The organism is Pseudomonas sp. 25 R 14, from assembly GCF_900004755.1.
GTDB classification, from domain to species: Bacteria; Pseudomonadota; Gammaproteobacteria; order Pseudomonadales; family Pseudomonadaceae; genus Aquipseudomonas; species Aquipseudomonas brenneri.
The window spans coordinates 77,389-96,956 of record NZ_CVTS01000036.1 but is presented as its reverse complement, the minus strand read 5'-3'; the positions used below and the strand labels follow the sequence as shown (position 1 = coordinate 96,956).

Genomic DNA, 19,568 nt, shown 5'->3' with positions numbered 1-19,568 from the left:
GCGATGAGCGTTAACGATAACGTGTATTGGGGTGGATAATCGCGATCACTTTGGGGACTTCGTGAACATGTTCGTTCCTATAGGGCAGGTGGGGTATTGGTTGGAACTACAAGAGTGTCGAGGGTACGCGCCACTAGCAATTCTGGGCTGCCCCCGTGCCCGTATTCACTGGGGTTCAGGCACAAAAAAAGACGTCTGTGGACGTCTTTAGATGTTGAAGTGCCGGGGGGATTTGAACCCCCGTTTATTCCTCTAATTCTGGGGCTTCCAAGGCAGAAGCTGGCATAAAGCTGTCATTGTGAGTTTGATCTGATTCTTGCCGTTGAGTGTCTCGGGCAAACACCAGCTCAGCCTTTGCCCCGGCATTTTCGTCCGCCGATGGCATCCACCGGCCATATGTACGCGCGATCATCATCCAGTCGGCGTGCCCCATTTGCTTGGCGACCCACATCGGATGCTCCCCTGCTGACAGCATCATCGATGCGAAGGTATGCCGAGTCTGGTAAGGGCGGCGATACCGCACGCCTGCTTTTTTCAGTGCCGGTATCCAGAAACTCTTGCGTATGGCTTGATCCCCGCTGAAAGGCGTCTCGTAGCGCGGGTCGAGGAATATGTGATTGCCAGTATGGAAGGTGTAGCTCTTCTGCGCGATAAGGGCCTGTAGCGCTGGTCCAAGCAGCTTGACCCGGCGTTCGGAGCTGTCGGTCTTGGTTATTTCTGGCTCATCAGCGTCCTGGGTCTGCGCCCGTACCACGCGCACTATGCGTTTAACCCAGTCGATGTCGTCCCACTCCAGCGCGATCCACTCACTGGGGCGCAGGCCTGTCCAGAAAGCAAACTTATACATATTGTGCGCCGGGCCATCGAGCATGCTGAGGATGGCAGCTTGTTCTTCGGCATCGAATGGGTCTACGTCGTCGACCCTTTTCAGAGCGCGCTTGCGGCTGAATGTCCAGCCGGCAAGAGGGTTAGTTTCCAGCAGCTCGTCGTCAATGGCGTCGTTGAGAGCCGAGCGCAGACAGCTCTGGATGTTGGCCAATCGTTTGTTGCCCGTTTCGAGTGTCTCTAGCTGCTCGCGGATCATCCGGCGTGACAATTCGCCCAGTGTCCGTTCACCGAAAAGCGGGATGAGTCGACCCTGAATGATCTTTTTGTAGCCGGCAAAAGTACTGGATTTTAGTTGTGGCTGTTTTTTCTCCAGCCATGTCGTGAGGTATCGCTCGAGCTTCATCTGCCCGACCGAACTGGAAAACTTTCCAGCCAGCTTGGACCTTGGAAAGGTGGTTGCGTAATCGAATGTGCCGATAGCTATGGAGTGTTCGATCGCAGCCTTATGCTGCTCGGCTTTTTTCAGGTTAGTGGCGGTGGGCTTGAGCGAGATGCGCTCGCGGCACCGAACGCCACGGAACATGAACGTGATTTCGATACTCGACTCGGACACTGCCCGGACTCCCCTCCCATCTCTACCCATGACTCATATCCCTCAACATCTATCAAAACTCGGCCATCTGGGGCCTTGATCCATATTTCCCCTAGCCGCCAAATCCCGTCGCGAAGTTTCGAGCGGATAGCGTCTTCGGAGTAGCCAGACTCGCTGGCGAATTTCCTGACGGTCACGTAGCGCATATGCCGTTAATCCTGACTCGTCAGGGTTAGCGACTGCGCGCAGGATGACGTATCTGTTAGTTGACTCCGGTTCGCTGGAGCAGCGTTGTCTTCAGGCTTGTCGTTGACTTCTTGCATGTAAATGCAGCGGTTAACCCTGTGCTGGTTCATTTTCCGAGTTCCTTTGAGCTACCCGGATAGGCTACGAGCGGCTGCCCGGAGTGTGTTTCGCTTTCAGGCAACAAAAGCGACGGAATTTGAAATCAGGATTTCCCAGCCAGGAAACGTGCGTGAGCCTGCGCGGAGTGACGTAACGCGAGTCAGGTTGCAGGTTGTCCTGTGAAACGCTCAGGTCTGCTGCAGCCTTTTCTGTTCGTATGCAATGCGGTTCATTACGCAAACTGGAATTGCGAATCCTTGGATATTTGTTTTGAGGGTTTCGCAACCGTCTTCGACCATTCCACAGGGCACACCCCGCCGGAAACGCATTCCCCTGCCGATGTAGTTGCGCAGGATGATTTCCCAGGACTCGTGGTCGTAGTAGAAACCTGTGATCTCAGCCCAATTGGCCTTGATTCCGCTTCCAATGACTCCTTCAGGTGTCAGACAGAAAATTTCTACCTGGCTTTCTTGGGTGACAGGTACGGCGTATATCCGGCCATTCGGTGCTACTGGTGGGAAAATTCTTCCGTTCCCAAGGTCACGAAATTCCATGGTGGTGCTCCGTGTGCATGACGTTGCATGACACGCTATGCCAGGTCTTGGAAATCCCAAGCTGGTCCTGTCGCAGGGGATGCCGTTGGGTTTTCTGCAAGCCGCCATAGGCTGTGGTGATCACAACAGGGAGTAGCGCCATGGGTAGTACATCAACAGTGATTCGAGTCAGCATGCTGGCTGCGGCAATAGCTTTTCTGGCTGGGTGCTCTGCCACTCAATCGCCGAAGACTGTTCAGCTTTCTGAGCCAAAGGATGTGCCGAAAGAAAAATGGTCGGATGCGATGCACGTTCTGACTGCCATGGGGATTTCCGGGCAGCGTGACGTTCCAATCGAGATCGTAGGGGGAGTTGATAGAGTGAGCCCCGCCAACAGCTCAGTGGCAGGGCTAGGGGACGCTGGATTAAGTGCTATTGGATATGTGTCACCACCTTCAGGCATGAGCGGTGGCGCGGCCGCAGGTGTTGGCTTGGGTTTGATGCTACTGGGTGGGTCAAGTGATCCGGCTCGGGCAACTCAGGTTGTTGCCTGGGTGCCTTCCGATCAGGCCGGCTCACCAGAGGAGGCATCGGCTCTGGCCCTGCAGAAGGTGGAGGAGGCCCGCAGAAAGAGTTTTTCAGGTGGTTTGTCAAAGCTGGGTATGCAGACCGGCCGATACCCTGATGGTCATTCGCGCTCGTACGCAACGCCAGCAGATATCTTTGCGGAACGTCCTATCCCATTCGCGGATACACCCGCTGCGTCACCAAGCTTCTTGGCGTCGCCTCGCAGCTACGGGCCGATATTTATCCGGCACAACCAGTTCACGCTTGATGCCTACAAGAACGACATGACGACTTCGGAAGCCATGCTAAAGGCATCGAAGTACCTACCCGAATGGATCTACATCTACCATCCTGGTCAGCGACTGAGGAAAGATTCAATCCCTGCTGCCATCTTCAACCAAGGTCGAGCGCTTTACTTCGTAGGAAAATAATCCTGCTGGTCTTTCGTCGCAGGCTTTCGCTAGTCTGCGACAATTTTTTTGAGTATGCCTATCCAGATACAGGCATATTTTGCCTTTTTCGTGCTTTTCGCTTGATAAGTAACACCCATAGTGCAACAGTATTAGTAGAACGCCCTAACTGATACAGGCACCCATCATGTTCATCCGCGCATACCTCCGAGCCTCCACCGAAGAACAAGACGCCGGCCGCGCCCGCGCCTCGCTTGAGCAGTTCGCCAGCGACCATAACAAGGTCATCGCCAGCGTGTACCTGGAGAACGCCAGCGGCGCCACCGCCGACCGGCCGGAGCTGGTGCGCCTGCTGAAAGATGCGCGCAAGGGTGACGTCCTGCTGGTGGAATCGATAGACCGCCTATCCCGTCTCCCGGTGGAGGACTGGCAAAAGCTCAAGACCGCTATCGACTCCAAGGGCCTGCGCATCGTTGCGCTCGACCTGCCGACCAGCCACCAGGGAATGCAGGACACCAAGGGAGATGAGTTCACCGGGCGGATGCTGGGGGCGATCAACTCAATGCTGGTGGAGATGATGGCGGCCATTGCTCGTAAAGATTACGAGCAACGCCGAGAGCGCCAAGCCCAAGGTATAGAGAAAGCCAAGGCCGAAGGTAAGTATCAGGGTCGACCAGTCGATGCTGACCTTCACAAGCGGGTCACTGAACTTCTTGAAGCAGGCCTAGGCATCCGTGCAACGGCCCGCCACGCCAATTGTTCGACAACCACAGTTTTAAGGATCAGGGATAAGGTATCCGCTTAAATCTAGAGCCGGGGAAGCGGCGGGAGAGGCAGCGGTGACAAATGCAGTGGCGGCAACGGCAACGGCTTAGGGTCTAGTGGTACCGGTGGCGGTGGCGGACGATGCCCCATTGCAATTGCTGTCGTGCGCTGCGAGGAAGTCAGCGCGGGCCAGATCAATTGTACCTTGCTGAGCTGCATGGCCCTGAGGTCATCTTTATGCTGAGAGCGGCGCAGGCTTATCTTGAAAAAACTTGGGCTATGATCAATCTTTTCGACCTGCAGCCGCCAGAGCACCATGAAAGCGTACTTCGGCGATAAGTACTTGTTCTTTCTGTAATAAGCTAAAGCACCCACGAGACGCTGATCGTTATCAGATTGCGCTAATTTCTCAAGTGAACGAATGCATGTAGCGTGCCTTGTAGTTTGCAAAAGGCGCTCAAGCTTACGTTCCGCGTTTTTCCTAGAAAGCACCACACCATTTTCTCGGACAGAAACTCCGAATTTCAGGATGCAGCTCGATCCGACCCAGAGCGTTCGCCGGGTAGATGCATTAGCAATTTCGTATTGGTACCTGAGAGCCTCATGATCACACAACTCGCACGTCTCAGTGGCGTGCTCATGATCAATCATTGCATCTGTTACGGACCATTCCTTCAACGCATCAGGTAGCGATTGACTGTGAGAGCAAGGAAGGACGTTAGCGGCGACACGGTCGGAAAAAGCATTCATGAGAAATCACCTATCCAGGGCTAACCGCCAAACAGCGGCTCATGGCGCATCCTTGCGAAAAGCTGATCTTAATCGGAAAAATGGGTACCCGCAAAAAAAGCCTCAGCTTGCTGAATGAAACAGAGGATTTTCACAAGATTGCCGCTGCCACCCTGCTGTCACGAAGATCTCAGGCTGGCAAGGAAATGGCTCTAAGGCCTGAATTATATGGTGTCCCAGGGCCGGTTCGAACGGCCAACCTTCCCCTTAGGAGGGGCAAAGTTTCCGGTGTTTAAAAAGGTCCGCCTGAAACGGGGTTACATCAGCGCATTGGGGAACTGCTTGGTGCTGGCCAGGGCATTCGGGCAACCGCTCGCCATGCAGGGTTCAGTACCACCACAGCGCTTAAACCCGATGAAGTGACCAGGTAACGACGCAGTTTCGCTAACTGTCGAGCAGCAGTGACATCCTTTACGAATTCTAACCAGGCAGTATTCGCCGCCTGGTAGCATTCCGGTCGCCTTGAATGTGCTGGCTCGTCTAACGGCCCAGATGCCGTAGCAATACCCTGATAATTCTGGCGCGCAGGAGAAAGCTTGCGACTGACACCGCAAGCGTCATACCGCCCGCCAGTTCGCCGAAACGGGCGAACGCAACGATGTTCACCATGGCGAGAACCATGATCCCGTAGAACTCGGCATTGGCCCTACCGGCAGCCAGAGCCTGATGTTCGGTGAGCATCCACTTCTGCGACAGGCAGAAGGGGCATACGGACGACTCCGGGTCACGGCCGCCCACGGGTATTCCATTGATGTAGAACGGCACGCTAGTGACCACCTTTGGAGCCATCATCTTCTTGCAGCACTGGCACTTAACTTTGCTCATGACGTGAACCTGCTGGACTTGGCACATGCCTGAACGTTACCCAAGCACTGGCGAATCCCAAGCCACCACCATGCGCATCTGCCGATGTGCTGCAAAATCAGTCGGTGTGATGCTTCTTATCGAGATGATCTGCGACCTTGTAGCCAATCACCGCAGCCACTCCCAGCGTGCCGACCACGCCGATGACCGCATAAACCAGTAGCTCAATCGAGTCCATGTCTTGCTCCTTCTGGGCTGAAAATTTGCACTGAATACAGCTTCTCATCTGCCATGCCAATCCCAAGGACTTTATCCTCCTGAAATTCGCTCCGTCGGCTCTTGGGTGACTAAATTCCAAAGCGACCAGAGCACCGCTCATATCCGCTCCGCGACACGTTTCAAAAAAAACATGCTCACCTCCCATCTATTACTTATGGGAGTCTGACGCTTCACCTCCCATAGAGTGATCTGCCGATCTGAGCGAAGGGGTGTCGTGAAGGGGTGTTGTCTCTGTAGCCCGCATGAATACTGGGTTTCGGGTCTTTCACGAGCTTTGTACAAGATAATCGGCGTTGTGAAGGGGTGTCGTGAAGGGGTGTTGTCTCTGTAACGCGCATGAATACTGGGTTTCGGGTCTTTCACGAGCTTTGTACAAGATAATCGGCGTTGTGAAGGGGTGTCGTGAGTAGGTGTCGTCGCTGCCGCTCTATGGATACAGGGTCTCCACAGTTCGCAATGGCCATGGCGGCAGCGGGAGAACGACAGTAGATGACAACTGAGCATCAGAAGGTATCCGCCAGGCGCGCGCAGTGACAACACATGGTGGGCAAATGACGACTCTCCGGGCCAGCGAAAGAGCGCGAGCAATGAATGTGCAACAGATGACGACGATGAGTTGCTTTAGAAATCCCGCTACTCAAATGGTCAGGCTGGCTGATCGGTTTTTTGCCGGGGTACCAGTGCATAGACTGCTAAAACCCCGTTTCGAGAACACATTGCAGCAGATATATCGTTGCTGGCTAACTTTCGAGTGCGGCCTTAGCACCTTTGAGTATTCGGAGCGGAGTGAAAATAGGCCGTCGGTTCTGTGACAGGGCGCCAGCTCTAAGGGGTAAACTTGCGTTTTTGCCCGTACTCCAAGGAGTTATTGCGTGAACACGGAAAATCATTCCCAGACGGCCGCGTTTCTATGGTCCATTGCCGATCTGCTGCGCGGTGACTTTAAGCAATCGCAATATGGCCGCATCATTCTGCCGTTCACCCTGTTGCGGCGCATGGAGTGTGTTCTGGCGCCAAACAAAGACGCTGTGGTTCGCGAGTTCTATGCTCAAGAAGGCCGCCCGGACACCGTACGTGATATGTATATGATGCGGGCCGCAGGTGGACAGCAGTTCTTCAACGCCTCGCCACTGACCCTCGGTACTCTGTCCGACACCCAAACCGCCGCTGACCTGATGAGCTACGTGCAGGCGTTCAGCAAGGATGCCCGCGAGATCTTCGAGCACTTCCACTTTGAAGACTTCGTTCAGCAACTGGAAACCGCCAATCTGCTATATCAGGTGGTACAGCGCTTCGCCGCCACCGATCTGAGCCCCGAGTTCATCAGCAACTTCGGCATGGGTATCATTTTCGAAGAGCTGATTCGCAAGTTTGCAGAAAGCTCCAACGAAACCGCCGGTGAGCACTTCACCCCGCGCGATATCGTGCACCTCACCACATCCTTGGTGATCACCAATCAGCACCACAAGCTCGCGCCCAACAGCATCGTCACCATCTATGACCCAACCGCTGGCACGGGCGGCTTTCTGTCGGAGGGTGATGAGTACATCCAGTCCATCAGCGAAAAGGTCAGCGTGTCGCTGCACGGCCAGGAGCTCAACCCCGAGTCCTACGCCATCTGCAAGGCGGACATGCTGATTAAAGGGCAGAAGGTCGAGAACATTAAACTCGGCAACACCCTGTCCAACGACCAACTGGCCGGCCCAGAACATCACTTCGACTTTATGCTCAGCAACCCGCCGTTCGGCGTGGAATGGAAGAAGGTGCAAAAGCAGATCACCGACGAACACAGCCACAAGGGCTTCGACGGTCGCTTCGGCCCGGGCCTGCCGCGTGTGTCCGACGGCTCGCTGCTGTTCCTCTTGCACCTGGTCAGCAAGATGCGTGACCCACGCGACGGTGGCTCGCGCATTGGTATCATCCTCAACGGTTCGCCGCTGTTTACCGGCGGCGCGGGTTCGGGTGAGTCGGAGATTCGCCGCTACCTGCTGCAGAACGATCTGGTCGAAGCCATCGTCGCGTTGCCGACGGACATGTTCTACAACACCGGCATCGCCACCTATGTGTGGATACTCAGCAACCACAAGGCCGCCGAGCGTCAGGGCAAGGTGCAGCTGATCGACGGCAGCCAGCACTACGCCAAAATGCGCAAAGGGCTGGGCAGCAAGCGCCAGTACATCACCGATGATCAAATCAGCGAGCTGGTGCGCCTGTATGGCAGCTTTGAGCAAACCGCACAGAGCAAGATCTTCCCCATCGACGCCTTCGGCTACCGCCGCATCACCGTCGAACGCCCGCTGCGCCTGAACTTCCAAACGAGCGCCGAGCGCATCGCTAAAGTGCTGGAAGAAAAAGCCCTGCAGAAGCTCGACAGCGCCGCCCAGCAACAGTTGCTGGCTGCCCTGCAATCCATCGATGCCAGCCAACTGAACCGCAGCCGCGAGCAGTTCAGCAAACTGCTGAAAAAAGCCCTCACCGCGCACAGCGTCAGCCTTAGCACGCCGGAGCTAAAAGCCCTGATGAGCGCCCTAAGCGAGCGCGACCCCGAGGCGGATATCTGCACCAGCAAAGGCCAGCCGGAAGCGGACACCGGCCTGCGCGATAACGAGAACGTGCCGCTGGGCGAGTCGGTGTACGACTACTTCCAGCGCGAAGTCATCCCCCATGTACCGGATGCCTGGATCGACGAAAGCAAAACCGATGCGCTGGACGGCGAGGTCGGCATTGTCGGCTTCGAGATTCCTTTTAACCGCCACTTCTATGTGTTCCAAGCACCGCGCCCGTTGGCCGAGATCGACCGCGACCTAAAAGCCTGCACCGACCGCATCAAGCAGATGATCGAGGGGCTGTCGGCATGACGTTTCCCTGTTATCCGAAATACAAGGACTCGGGCGTAGAGTGGCTGGGTGATGTTCCTGAGCAATGGACCCTCTCGCGTGGGGATGCATATATCAGCTCAATATCAAAGCTTGTGAGCGCTGAGAGCTTGAACGATAAAGAGATTTTTCACTATTCAATACCCGTTGTTCAGGCATCTGGCGATGGGCAGCTTGAAGATGGAAGTGAGATCGATAGCTCAAAGCTTTTGGTTCAGCGCAGGCAAGTTCTGATATCCAAGCTTAATCCGAGGAAAAACACAGTTTGCTTGGCTCGACCGCATGATGCCCTTACTGTCTGTTCAGGCGAATTTGTTCCCTTGCAGTCAGACACTCTTAACCATAAGTGGCTTTATTATCTTGTTGGGTCTGAGAACTTCAGGAAGCGACTTGAATCTTTGGTTGAATCAGCTACCCGTAGCCATCAACGAGTCAATCCAAGTGATATTTTGAAGTTTCAAGGCGCTTTTCCATCTCTGCTTGAACAAACCCAAATCGCCCGCTTCCTCGATCACGAAACCGCCCGCATCGACGCGCTGATCAAAGAGCAGAAGCGTCTGATAGGACTGCTCAAGGAAAAGCGCCAGGCCGTGATCTCCCACGCCGTCACCAAAGGCCTCGACCCCACGGTGCCCACGAAAGACTCCGGCGTGGAGTGGCTAGGCGCGGTGCCGGCGCATTGGGACGTTGTTCCAACTAACTATCGTTATGAGATTCAACTTGGGCGAATGCTTAATGAGCAACGTGCGCAGGGCGATCACTTGAAGCCATACCTGCGTGTTTTTGATGTTCAGTGGAACGCAATTAATACAACCGATTTGCCACTGATGGATTTCCCCCCAGAGGCGCAGTCTATGTATCGCCTAAAGAGCGGTGACCTCATGGTCAATGAGGGTGGGAGTTATGTTGGTCGATCGGCTATATGGCGAGGCGATTTAGATGAGTGCTATTACCAGAAGGCGCTTCATCGATTACGGCCTCGTGATCTGAAAAGAGATACTGCAGAGTTTTTTCTTCACGTCATGGAAATGGCTACTCAACAAGGGGTTTTCGTTGCAGGTGGTAATCAAACAACTATCGATCACTTGACGGCAGAACAGTTGCGTCAATATCGATTTGCCTTTCCGCCCTTGGAGGAGCAGGTACATATCGCTGAAAAAATTACTGCCGTGGTTTCGAAAATTCAAAACACAACCTCTAAAGCTGAAGAGCTAATTGGCTATCTCCAAGAACGCCGCTCCGCCCTTATCTCCGCCGCCGTCACCGGCAAAATCGACGTGCGCGGTTGGCAGCCACCGGTCCGTTCGCAATCACCTGAATTAGCCCAAGAGGTCGTGTAATGGCGAACAGCAAGGAAGCGCAATTCCAGCAGGACATCATCGTAGCCCTAGCCGCCCAAGGCTGGCTGGTTGGCACCGCCAACGGCTACGACCGCCGCACGGCGTTGTATACCGAGGACGTGCTGGGCTATTTCAAGGATGCATGGCCTGATCGCTGGGAAAAGTTCGCCAAGGCCAACCCGAATAATCCGGATGATGTGTTGGTGCAAAAGCTGGTGCGCGAGCTGGAGCAGAGCGGCACCCTGGATGTGCTGCGCCATGGCTTCAAGCTGCCGGCAGTGAAGGTGGAGCTGTGTAGCTTTCAGCCCGACCACGGCATGAACCCGGACACCCTCAAACGCTACCAATGCAATCGTTTGCGCGTGGTGCCGGAGGTGTCTTATTCACCGCATGCGCGTGATTCTGGCAAGGGCGGACAGAGTTACGACCCGCGTCTGGATCTGGTGCTGTTCGTCAACGGTATCCCCACCGCCACGCTGGAGCTGAAAAGCGAATTCAAGCAGTCGGTGGAAAACGCCAAACGCCAGTACCGCAATGACCGCCCGGTAAAAGACCCGCTAACACGCAAACTCGAACCACTGCTGACTTTCAAACGTGGTGCGCTGGTGCACTTTGCCGTGGGCCAGAACGAAGTGGCGATGACCACCAAACTTGCGGGTAAAGACACCTTCTTCCTGCCGTTTAACCTCGGCAGCGCGGAAGGTGGTGCGGGTAACCCGATGCCTGAGGACGATAGTCAATACGCCACGAGCTACCTCTGGCAACGCCTGTTGCAGCCAGATGCGTGGCTCAAGGTGCTGGGGCGCTTTCTGCACTTGGACAAGAAAACCAGTGAAGGCTTCGACGGCACGCTGGTGACCAAGGAGACGATGATCTTCCCGCGTTTCCACCAATGGGAAGTGGTCAATAAGCTGATCGATACCACCCGCACCGAAGGGCCGGGCAAGCGATATTTGATTCAGCACAGCGCAGGCTCAGGCAAGTCCAACTCCATCGCCTGGACCGCGCATCAACTGGCCTCGCTGTACGACGATACAGGCCAGCGCCTTTTCAATTCGGTGATCGTGGTCACCGACCGCACGGTGCTGGACAGCCAACTGCAAAACACTATTTACCAGTTCGAACACGCACAGGGCGTGGTTAAACCGATCAGCCGGGATGTCGGCAACCAAAGTAAATCCGAACAACTGGCGGAGGCGCTGGCTGAGCAAACGCGCGTCATCATCGTCACCATCCAGACCTTCCCGGCGCTGTTCGATGCGCTGGACAAGTACCCCAAGCTGGCCAGCGGGCGCTATGCAGTGATCGCTGACGAGGCACATTCCTCGCAAACCGGCTCATCGGCCAGCAAGCTGAAACAGATTCTTGGCAGCGATGCTCTGGAGGCGGAAGAAGTTAGCGCCGAAGAGTTACTGGATGCCGCCGTACAAGCGCGCCAGCCCAATGAGCGCATCAGTTACTACGCCTTTACCGCCACTCCAAAAGCTAAAACCTTGGAACTGTTCGGTCGTCCGGCCGACCCCACGCTGCCCGCGAGCACCAGCAATAAGCCTGAAGCGTTTCACCTGTATTCCATGCGTCAGGCTATCGAGGAGGGTTTTATCCTCGACGTACTGCGCAACTACACCACCTATAGCACCGCCTGGAAGATCGCCCACCCGGATGGCGAAGACGATGAGGTGGACAGTAAAAAAGCGCGCGTCAAGCTGGCACGCTGGGTGCGTTTGCACCCGTACAACATCAGCCAGAAGGTCGAAGTGATCGTCGAGCACTTCCGCGCCAATATCCGCGGTTTGCTCAATGGTCAAGCCAAGGCAATGGTAGTGACCAGCAGCCGTCAAGAAGCGGTTCGTTATCAGTTGGCATTGAACACCTATGTGCAGCAGATGGGTTACAGCGATGTGCACCCGCTGGTGGCGTTCTCCGGCAGTGTGTTACCGGATGAAGTTATCCCCGAAGAGGTGACAGAAAACAGCAGCCTGCTCAACGCGGGCCTGAATGGCCGAGATCTGGCGGACGCTTTCGACACCCAAGACTTCAACGTGATGATCGCGGCCAACAAGTATCAGACCGGTTTTGATCAGCCCAAGCTGTGCGCTATGTACGTGGATAAGAAGCTGCAGGGGGTGGACTGCGTACAGACTCTGTCGCGGTTGAACCGTACTTTCGGTGACAGCAAGCAAACCTTCATCCTCGATTTTTTCAACGAGCCGCAGGATATTCTCGACGCCTTCTTGCCTTACTACACCAAGGCCGAGCTGACCGATGTGACCGACCCGCAGATCATCTATGACCTGCAGAAGACGCTGGATGCCGAGGGCATCTATCACTGGCAAGAGGTCGAAGCGTTTGCCTTAGCCTTCTTCGACCCTAAGGCACAAGCCAGCAAGCTCAGTTATTACTGCGCACCGGCCAAAGAGCGTTTTGCCAAGCGCTATACCTTCTCGCTGGAATCTCGTCAGCAGGCGCTTGATTACAAACGAACCGCCGAAGCCAATGGGGATAGCGCCGGCTTGAAAAAAGCCGAGCACGCATTGAAAGAAGCTGGCGAGCAGGTAGATCAGCTCGACCTGTTCCGCAAGAACCTGCAGAGCTTTGTGCGCCTGTACGAGTTTCTGTCGCAGATCGTGCCTTACGAGGATCGCGAACTAGAGCAGCTGTGCGTGTACGCCAAGCATTTACACCCGCTGTTGCGCGTAGATCGCTTGCTAGAAGACGACGTGGATGTGGGGGAGCTGCAACTGAGCCACTACCGCCTGAGCAAGCGCGCCGAACACTTGCTGCGTCTGAACGAGGAAACGGGAAAATACACCGTCAAGCCCGGCAGTGACGTGGGGAGCGGTAAGCCGCATGATCCGGAAAAAAAGCGTTTATCCGAAATTATTGAGGCGCTGAACGATATTTTCGGTGCCGAAGTGAGCGACGACGACCAACTGCAGTTCCTTACCGGCATCGCCCAGCGCATCAGCCGTCAGGAAGATGTGATGGCTCAGGTGAATAACCACTCAGTGGATCAAGTGATGCACGGCCTGTTTCCCAAGCGCGTCCTCGACACCGTGTTGGACGCCATGACCGACTACGAGAAGCTTTCGCTGGAAGTGCTGGATAACGAGACAAAGAGCCGAGCATTTGCGCTAGTGATTTTAAAAATGATCAAGACCGCAGTGGCTTTTGATGAGCGCCGCGTGGGCGGGGCCTAAGACGGTCGTTTAAATGAGGGAGTAACGGTGGCTATTCCAGATTTCCAAAGTGTGATGCGCCCGGTATTGAGTACCGTGCAGAGCGGTGCGCCGCTGCCGCTCAATGAGTTGCGCGAGCGGGTGGCGGATCAGTTTCAACTGACCGAAGACGAACGCAAGGAGCGCCTACCTTCTGGTCATCAGACAGTGATCAATAACCGCGTGGGTTGGGCTCGCACCTATTTGAACAAGGCGGGCCTGCTATGCATTCCCGCCAAGGGCTTGGTGCAAATCACCCCACGTGGCCTTGATGCTTTGGCCAACGGTCCGCAGCGCATCACGGTGAGCTGGTTGAAGCAGTTTCCCGAGTTTGCGGACTTCCATACTGCCAAGCCGCAAGCGGTTGACGTTCCCGCCGTACTGAACGTTGGTATTGCCGAAACAACGCCAGACGAACAGTTGGCCGAGGCGCATCAAGCGCTGATGCAGTCCCTCGCAGACGAGCTGCTGACGCAAGTCTTGGCAGCCACCCCGAGTTTCTTCGAACAGTTGGTGGTCGATCTGATGATCTCAATGGGTTACGGCGGCTCGCGCAAAGAGGCTGGCAAGGCGACCCAGGCGACCAACGATGACGGCATCGACGGCATCATCAAAGAAGACAAGCTCGGCCTCGACGTGATCTACCTGCAGGCCAAGCGCTGGGCCAACACGGTACATCGCCCGGAGATCGACAAATTCATCGGAGCCTTAACCCGCCAGCGAGCGCGAAAGGGCGTGTTTATCACCACTTCGGACTTTTCCGATGGTGCCCGTACTGCAGCGCTGGGGCTGGATATCAAGGTGGTGCTAATCGACGGTGTTGAGCTGGCGCGTCTGATGGTGGAGAACAACCTGGGGGTGAGCGTTAAGCAGGTGTACGAGGTGAAGCAGCTCGACAGCGACTACTTCGCAGAGGCGTGAGTCACAACCCAGGTAGCCTGCTCACCCAAGTAAGTATGAACTCGGAGATCACTGTTGTTGTGGCAGTTTTTATCCCTGCCAGGGGGGAAGGGCTACCTACGAAACCTACAGAACTAGGTTTCGTAGGTTTTGTAGGTGGCCCTACCGGTCTTTTTAGTGAACAGGTTGGGTTGAGCTACGTTTTTCGCCAGACATAGCGAGTCGATGGGCGGCCACCTTTTTCTCCGGCCACCTCGTAGCCAACGATGAAGTCATGTTCAGCTAAAACGGCGAGCGCATTATTTACCGCGTCCTGCGTGCCTAATCCTGTCCAATCTTTCTGGCGCACCTCTCGGGCAGTAAACGGCTCGGGCAATTTCTGCTGGCGCTCCAGAATCCGCTTCGCAGCGATTAGTGGTGCGTTGATTGCCGCCCCGTACAGCCGCTGGGCGTGGCTCATCAGGTAGTTCGCCCAGTTGATGGCGCGGTCAGTGGACTCAGCGCCCACTGCTTCCCGCCCGCCTTCAATTAGCTCAAATAGAAGGGCCAAGCCTGCAATGGTTTTCGGCATTTTCAGGTAATGGGATTGTAATGCGGGGTGAAGATGATCGCTCCGGCTTGCTTGCATGTGGCAGGTATACCAGGCGATAAACTTCTCCTGGGCTTCTGGGGTAAATTTGAGGGCAGAGTGAGGCTCATCAGGTATCTGGTCGAGCTGTTCGATAACCTCCGCAACGCGGTCAGCCGCGATTTTATTCGGCCAACGGTCGATATAGCGCCACTCTCGAACATCGTCGGGATATACCGCCAGCTGCAGGCGCTGAATCAGGCCGTCATCCAGTTCGCCGCTGACGGCAGCGTTTACGAGAGACGCGATTCGTGAGGGTTGAATCCCGCCGATTAAAGATAAACAGCATGACTTGATATAAATAGTTCCTCGGCCGATACGGTCATAGGTGAATGAGCCGTTGCCGTCGAAACATTCCAAATAAAAAGCTCTCGCAACCGAGCCGTCTTCGCTATGCATCGTAGCCAGCCATCCCCCCAGCTCGTCACGCTCAACTACTAGGCCGTTTGGATTCTCGTTGAGCAGCTCGCCGAGTTTTTCGACCGTTGCGTCGTTGACGATGTAGCGCCGCTGGATTGGAGGTAGGTTTTCGCTTGAATGACGTTTCAGTTCTACCTGAGCTGCATTCTCGTCACCACTACTGTAAAGCTTTCTGGCTTTTGCCCTGGCTGCATTGCGCTTCATGTCGTATAGCTCACTGACAGCCTTGTGCTCAGCTTGAGCCTGGCTATAGCGTTCTCGCTCTTTGGCATCCAATGCGCGGAGTGGATGCAGGGCCTGTTTGAGTGCCGGCGTTTTCATCGCGGACGGTCGCCCGATGATGACGCCCCACTGGTTTGGAACGACTGTCCAATCATCGTGCTGTTTCGGATGGATGGTGAATTTACGCCCGACTACGGTGCTGACAGCCACGACAAGCGCGACCCCAACAAAATCAGGTGGACACTGGGTGCGCTCAGCTACATCGCGTACATATTCCCTAAGAGCCGGGGGCAGTAGTTCGTCGCGCCAGGGCATGACCTTGGGCAACCCGCTAGGGAGCTGCTTTGGTGCAATGTTAGGGTTCATGTATGCGGCAAGCGCCGGCGCGGGCATCTCTGCCAAAAACGACGGTATCTGTTCGTGTGTAGTCATTGCTCTTCTCGTCCGGCGAGATCCAGAGCAACACCATCACGCTCGCTGATCTTGCTCTCCAGCCAGGCCTCCACCTCTGCGACAACGAAATAAACCCCAGCCTGTTTGCTCGGGCCAAATTTGATGGGGCGAGGGAAGCTGGCATCGGTTTCGCGTAGCTTTTCTAGTCCGGAGCGGCTCTTGTCAAAGCAGTGCTGAAGAGAGGTGTGACTGATCAGGTATTTCTTGGGGGCATGTGTCGACATGTGTGGGGCTCTGTGTGTAAGTCGACTCCTATTAAATATTCTGTCCGGTCAGTTGGGGGGCGATTTCAAACCAAAAAAGCGCCGGAAAACGTTCTGTCGATTGTTGAAGTAAAGGCGACAGCCGCGGATGGGCTTTGCGGTTAGACAGTCCAGGGCGCCGCGCACATTGTCGGAGACTTCTGACGATCCTTGCTGCTCCGCCCATTTGGACAATCCATAATGGCTGCCTCGAGCGCGAGCTGATTTTCGTTGATCTTGTAAAGCAAAGTGGGGAGCAGGGCTGAGTTGGGCGTGGGAGGTCCGATTTTTGAGATGAGAGATGCGATTTATTGGCTGTTCTGCTACATCCCTAGTTCTCACTCTTTAGCATTCTAGACTTTTTGATTCGTAGATCGCACCACTCGATTACCTCTACCCTAACCCAGGCCACAGCTCGACCACCTAGTTTAATTTGTCGTGGAAATGTGCTCTGACTTACCATTTTGTAGATCGTACTAGTCGACATACCTGTAATTCGCTTTACTTCAGCCAGCCTAATGAAAAGGATCGGTTGTCGACTAAGATCATTTGACTCTCTAGGTCGAGAAAATGTATCAGCCTCAGGTTTTTCGACTTCGCGCGGCACTTGGCTCAAGGATTTGGTAGCCTGCTTTCTCGTCCGATCAAGCTCAAGCTTGGCTCTATCTCGCTGTCGATCAATGTAATCAGCAAGATCCGACAGATGAACGCCTCGTGCAGTTTTTTCGTTCAGCTCCATGGAGACAATCAGTAGGTCAATCTCGCCTGAGGAGACCTTTGTTCGTAGATTTGCTGGTGTCAGATGAGTGAAATAGTCGGCGCATACCCGACTCAAGGACACAATCGTCTGGCCATGATATTGAGCCATTAAGAGAAAAAGAGTGTTAATCGCTCGACTCCTTCGCATAACGGCGACATTAATCTACCGGTGCGGTTTGTCCATTCTTCGGGTCCAAGCATTTTGCCACTCTCTCTGCTCAAGTCGACTCACGAAAAAATCGTCACGAAAGCCTCGTCTTCCTTCGCGCGCGAATGATAGCTGTCAGGTCCTTCTGCGTTTTCATTCATCTTTGCGCCGCTCCTGGTTATCGCCTGAGCTTAGCGGGAATGCAGCAGATAATCATCGCAGATGCTGTCATTGCTGACATAACCGAGCCAAAACCACCCATTCAGGCACAAAAAAGGCACTTGCGATAAACGCTAAGTGACTGATTTTTATAGCTAATTTTGTGTATTCGGGGAGGGGTGAACCCGCATCCGGCCCCTGTAATGCGGAGCTTTCAGCGCCAATGCTGCCATTTTGCTGTCATTCCCAATGTGACATAGCAGATCATTCGCGCGGCTCGACTTCCGCTCGACCGCTTCCATTGGTCGGTTGCCTTATGCCACTATCGATAGAATTAATAATCTGGCAGGGAAGTCGAGTGAAAATCCAAAGTTTAAAGGTTAAAAATTTTCGTACTATAAGAGGTGAGCAAACCTTGAACCTTACGGGTGGGCTCACCCTGGTAGGTCCAAATAACGCAGGAAAGACAAATGCGTTGATGGCGATCTATATGTTCTTCACTGGCTATGAGAACTTGCATAAATATGAGCATTCCACTGATTTTTCTTCTGGCGATAAATCTGTTAAGACAAGCTTAACTTGTCATTTTAGAGGAGACTCTTCTGGGAAAGATAAGGATATTTTTGAAAAGCTGGACAAGTTGCGAGTTCTGCTAGGTCACTATGATCCTAGCGATGAATTTTCCATTAATGTCTATTTTAATGGAAATAATCCAGTTTACCAAGTTTACCCAGGTCTAAAACGACCTGCGGGGAAATCCCCTCAATGCTCAATGGCTCAGAAAGCTTTCATTCAGGCTGTTTTAGATTCTTTCAAGTGTTATTACATTCCTTCTAAGAAATCTATTGATGAGCTATACGATGAGTTTGTTTCTCCATTTATCAGAATGGAAGTCGCTACGGCCCTTAGGCGTCATATACCAGAAATACAGCTAAGCGTCGCGGAGATCGCGACAAGCATGAATACAGTACTTAAGAACAATGGGCTTGGTCAGATTCAGGTAGCTTTCAAGATACCCAATGGCGCTATAACTGATCTAATTACCGGGTTTGACTTGGCCGTAAAAGATCCGGAGAGCAGTTCTATCTATTCTAAGGGTATGGGCGTTCAGGCAGCTGTATTACTATCCTCTTTCAAATGGATTACTCAGCAACAAAGAAACGTAAATGTCGTCTGGCTAATTGAAGAGCCTGAAACGTACATGCATCCGCGTCTTGCGGAGAGAGCATCGAGAATATTGGATGATCTCGGCGAGATATCCACTCTAATTAAAACTACGCATGCGATAAACTTCGTCCCGACCAATATTAAATTGGTTCAGGGTGTTCGAAGAACGCAAGCTAATAAAGCTACTTCGATAATTCAGTACGCTTCGCACAGAGATGCTACTGAATCGATTAGGAAATCTTTGGGTGTGAAGTTTGCAGACTACTTTGCACTTTCCAAATATAATTTGTTTGTCGAGGGCGAGACTGATCGGGCCTATATTGACCACGTGTGGAGAGCTATGCAGCCTGAAATGCAAGAGGAGTATCCATACCTGTCGCGCACAAATTTGCTAATCAAAGACTTCACAGGTGTATCTGATTTGAAAGGTTTCCTGAAGTCAAATTTTGGATTGCTGGAAAAAGAGGTTTGTATCGTTTCGCTTTTTGATGGCGATAAAGCGGGAGTAGATGCCGTAAGGGAAATGGGGCATTACTGCGCAAATAAGGATTATAAGTTCAATTCCAATGTTGACTATGTATTGATCTCGGGAGGCCACCCAATCGAGGGGCTCTTTCCGTCTGACTGGATTATTGGTGCGTTTGAACATGAACCAGCTTGGTTTGAAGGTGGCGCCCCCATCGTTGATTCAGACGGAGGCTTGGTGGAGTTCAAAATTAGGGATGGCTCTAAAAAAACGTTCATGAAATTCATCTTAGAGCTTTATGATGACGATCGTACCTACGATTCAAGTGAAGGTTTTTTTAAACTGTTCGAAAAAATCAATCGCGCTCTCGAGTTAAAGGCCGCGAAACTCAACCTCGCCTTATAGAAGCTTTCGGGCGTCAGGACTTTGATCTATATCGGTGAGTACCCATAGCGATTCGGCGCTTGTTCCCGCGCTTGAGTCGGCCGAAGGCATCCATCGTCCGTACACTCTTGCGATCATAGTCCAAGCGGAATGCCCCATTTGCTTTGCCACCCACATCGGATGCTCGCCTGAGGACAGCATCATCGAGGCATAAGTGTGCCGAGTCTGGTAGGGCCGGCGATATCTGACTCCTGCCTTCTTCATCGCCGGTATG

The 19,568-nt window shown here is 53.8% G+C and carries 15 protein-coding genes and 2 pseudogenes; 7 read left to right on the top strand and 10 right to left on the bottom strand.

Going from position 1 to position 19,568, the window contains the following annotated elements; all coding sequences use genetic code 11:
• Positions 1–244: 244 nt before the first annotated feature.
• Together BFQ03_RS09695 and BFQ03_RS09690 are read right to left on the bottom strand one after the other, a co-directional pair.
• Positions 245–1,441, bottom strand: coding sequence for an Arm DNA-binding domain-containing protein (locus tag BFQ03_RS09695; RefSeq protein ID WP_327382203.1), 1,197 nt, complete (start codon positions 1,439–1,441; stop codon positions 245–247).
• A gap of 512 nt (positions 1,442–1,953) precedes the next feature.
• Positions 1,954–2,319, bottom strand: coding sequence for a hypothetical protein (locus BFQ03_RS09690; protein WP_065942949.1), 366 nt, complete (start codon positions 2,317–2,319; stop codon positions 1,954–1,956).
• A 140-nt stretch (positions 2,320–2,459) separates the two neighbouring features.
• Between BFQ03_RS09690 and BFQ03_RS09685 the strand changes: the two genes are divergently transcribed.
• A complete protein-coding gene (locus BFQ03_RS09685) occupies positions 2,460–3,296 on the top strand; it encodes a hypothetical protein (protein WP_065942948.1) in 837 nt (278 codons plus the stop codon).
• A 166-nt stretch (positions 3,297–3,462) separates the two neighbouring features.
• On the top strand, positions 3,463–4,080 hold the full coding sequence (locus BFQ03_RS09680) for a recombinase family protein (protein WP_065942947.1): 618 nt from the start codon (positions 3,463–3,465) through the stop codon (positions 4,078–4,080).
• A gap of 2 nt (positions 4,081–4,082) precedes the next feature.
• Here the strand turns inward: BFQ03_RS09680 and BFQ03_RS09675 are convergent, their stop codons facing one another.
• From BFQ03_RS09675 to BFQ03_RS09660, 3 genes are all read right to left on the bottom strand, one after another.
• Positions 4,083–4,790, bottom strand: coding sequence for a hypothetical protein (locus tag BFQ03_RS09675; RefSeq protein ID WP_065942946.1), 708 nt, complete (start codon positions 4,788–4,790; stop codon positions 4,083–4,085).
• Between the two features lie 519 nt (positions 4,791–5,309).
• On the bottom strand, positions 5,310–5,654 hold the full coding sequence (locus BFQ03_RS09665; protein ID WP_065942944.1) for a hypothetical protein: 345 nt from the start codon (positions 5,652–5,654) through the stop codon (positions 5,310–5,312).
• A gap of 97 nt (positions 5,655–5,751) precedes the next feature.
• Complete coding sequence (locus BFQ03_RS09660; RefSeq protein WP_065942943.1) at positions 5,752–6,012, bottom strand: hypothetical protein; 261 nt, start codon at positions 6,010–6,012, stop codon at positions 5,752–5,754.
• Between the two features lie 772 nt (positions 6,013–6,784).
• Between BFQ03_RS09660 and BFQ03_RS09655 the strand changes: the two genes are divergently transcribed.
• Genes BFQ03_RS09655 through BFQ03_RS09640 form a run of 4 tightly spaced genes read left to right on the top strand, consistent with a single transcriptional unit; the run spans position 6,785 to position 14,267 of the window.
• Positions 6,785–8,770 carry a type I restriction-modification system subunit M gene (locus tag BFQ03_RS09655; RefSeq protein ID WP_065942942.1) on the top strand — a complete coding sequence of 662 codons (1,986 nt, stop codon included), beginning with the start codon at positions 6,785–6,787 and terminating at the stop codon, positions 8,768–8,770.
• On the top strand, positions 8,767–10,128 hold the full coding sequence (locus BFQ03_RS09650) for a restriction endonuclease subunit S (RefSeq protein ID WP_065942941.1): 1,362 nt from the start codon (positions 8,767–8,769) through the stop codon (positions 10,126–10,128). The genes BFQ03_RS09655 and BFQ03_RS09650 overlap by 4 nt, the downstream gene beginning before the upstream one ends.
• Positions 10,128–13,328 carry a type I restriction endonuclease subunit R gene (locus tag BFQ03_RS09645; RefSeq protein WP_065942940.1) on the top strand — a complete coding sequence of 1,067 codons (3,201 nt, stop codon included), beginning with the start codon at positions 10,128–10,130 and terminating at the stop codon, positions 13,326–13,328. The genes BFQ03_RS09650 and BFQ03_RS09645 overlap by 1 nt, the downstream gene beginning before the upstream one ends.
• 27 nt (positions 13,329–13,355) lie before the next feature.
• Positions 13,356–14,267, top strand: a complete 912-nt coding sequence (locus BFQ03_RS09640) for a restriction endonuclease (RefSeq protein WP_083204824.1) — start codon at positions 13,356–13,358, stop codon at positions 14,265–14,267.
• Positions 14,268–14,442: 175 nt separating this feature from the next.
• Here BFQ03_RS09640 and BFQ03_RS09635 read toward each other — a convergent pair whose 3' ends face one another.
• The 4 genes and pseudogenes from BFQ03_RS09635 to BFQ03_RS31065 all read right to left on the bottom strand — a co-directional run bounded on the left by BFQ03_RS09635 (position 14,443) and on the right by BFQ03_RS31065 (position 17,118).
• Complete coding sequence (locus BFQ03_RS09635) at positions 14,443–15,948, bottom strand: YfjI family protein (protein WP_065942938.1); 1,506 nt, start codon at positions 15,946–15,948, stop codon at positions 14,443–14,445.
• Positions 15,945–16,193 carry a helix-turn-helix transcriptional regulator gene (locus BFQ03_RS09630; RefSeq protein WP_065942937.1) on the bottom strand — a complete coding sequence of 83 codons (249 nt, stop codon included), beginning with the start codon at positions 16,191–16,193 and terminating at the stop codon, positions 15,945–15,947. The genes BFQ03_RS09635 and BFQ03_RS09630 overlap by 4 nt, the downstream gene beginning before the upstream one ends.
• Before the next feature lie 48 nt (positions 16,194–16,241).
• A pseudogene (locus tag BFQ03_RS30595) lies at positions 16,242–16,498 on the bottom strand (hypothetical protein).
• A 44-nt stretch (positions 16,499–16,542) separates the two neighbouring features.
• On the bottom strand, positions 16,543–17,118 hold the full coding sequence (locus BFQ03_RS31065) for a pyocin activator PrtN family protein (protein WP_345788457.1): 576 nt from the start codon (positions 17,116–17,118) through the stop codon (positions 16,543–16,545).
• Positions 17,119–17,635: 517 nt separating this feature from the next.
• Between BFQ03_RS31065 and BFQ03_RS09625 the strand changes: the two genes are divergently transcribed.
• The gene (locus BFQ03_RS09625; RefSeq protein WP_175403890.1) at positions 17,636–19,315 is read left to right on the top strand and encodes an ATP-dependent nuclease; all 1,680 of its coding nucleotides are present in this window, start codon (positions 17,636–17,638) and stop codon (positions 19,313–19,315) included.
• Here the strand turns inward: BFQ03_RS09625 and BFQ03_RS30580 are convergent.
• Positions 19,310–19,564, bottom strand: a pseudogene (locus BFQ03_RS30580) (site-specific integrase); the annotation flags it as partial. The gene BFQ03_RS09625 and the pseudogene BFQ03_RS30580 overlap by 6 nt on opposite strands.
• Between the last annotated feature and the right edge of the window lie 4 nt (positions 19,565–19,568).

Bases quoted from the DNA above. Each gene is read 5' to 3' on its own strand.
- BFQ03_RS09690 (WP_065942949.1), bottom strand. From the start codon at position 2,319: ATGGAATTTCGTGACCTTGGGAACGGAAGAATTTTCCCACCAGTAGCA.
- BFQ03_RS09630 (WP_065942937.1), bottom strand. From the start codon at position 16,193: ATGTCGACACATGCCCCCAAGAAATACCTGATCAGTCACACCTCTCTT.
- BFQ03_RS09660 (WP_065942943.1), bottom strand. From the start codon at position 6,012: ATGAGCGGTGCTCTGGTCGCTTTGGAATTTAGTCACCCAAGAGCCGAC.
- BFQ03_RS09645 (WP_065942940.1), top strand. From the start codon at position 10,128: ATGGCGAACAGCAAGGAAGCGCAATTCCAGCAGGACATCATCGTAGCC.
- BFQ03_RS09675 (WP_065942946.1), bottom strand. From the start codon at position 4,790: ATGAATGCTTTTTCCGACCGTGTCGCCGCTAACGTCCTTCCTTGCTCT.
- BFQ03_RS09665 (WP_065942944.1), bottom strand. From the start codon at position 5,654: ATGAGCAAAGTTAAGTGCCAGTGCTGCAAGAAGATGATGGCTCCAAAG.
- BFQ03_RS09685 (WP_065942948.1), top strand. From the start codon at position 2,460: ATGGGTAGTACATCAACAGTGATTCGAGTCAGCATGCTGGCTGCGGCA.
- BFQ03_RS09635 (WP_065942938.1), bottom strand. From the start codon at position 15,948: ATGACTACACACGAACAGATACCGTCGTTTTTGGCAGAGATGCCCGCG.
- BFQ03_RS09680 (WP_065942947.1), top strand. From the start codon at position 3,463: ATGTTCATCCGCGCATACCTCCGAGCCTCCACCGAAGAACAAGACGCC.
- BFQ03_RS31065 (WP_345788457.1), bottom strand. From the start codon at position 17,118: ATGCGAAGGAGTCGAGCGATTAACACTCTTTTTCTCTTAATGGCTCAA.
- BFQ03_RS09650 (WP_065942941.1), top strand. From the start codon at position 8,767: ATGACGTTTCCCTGTTATCCGAAATACAAGGACTCGGGCGTAGAGTGG.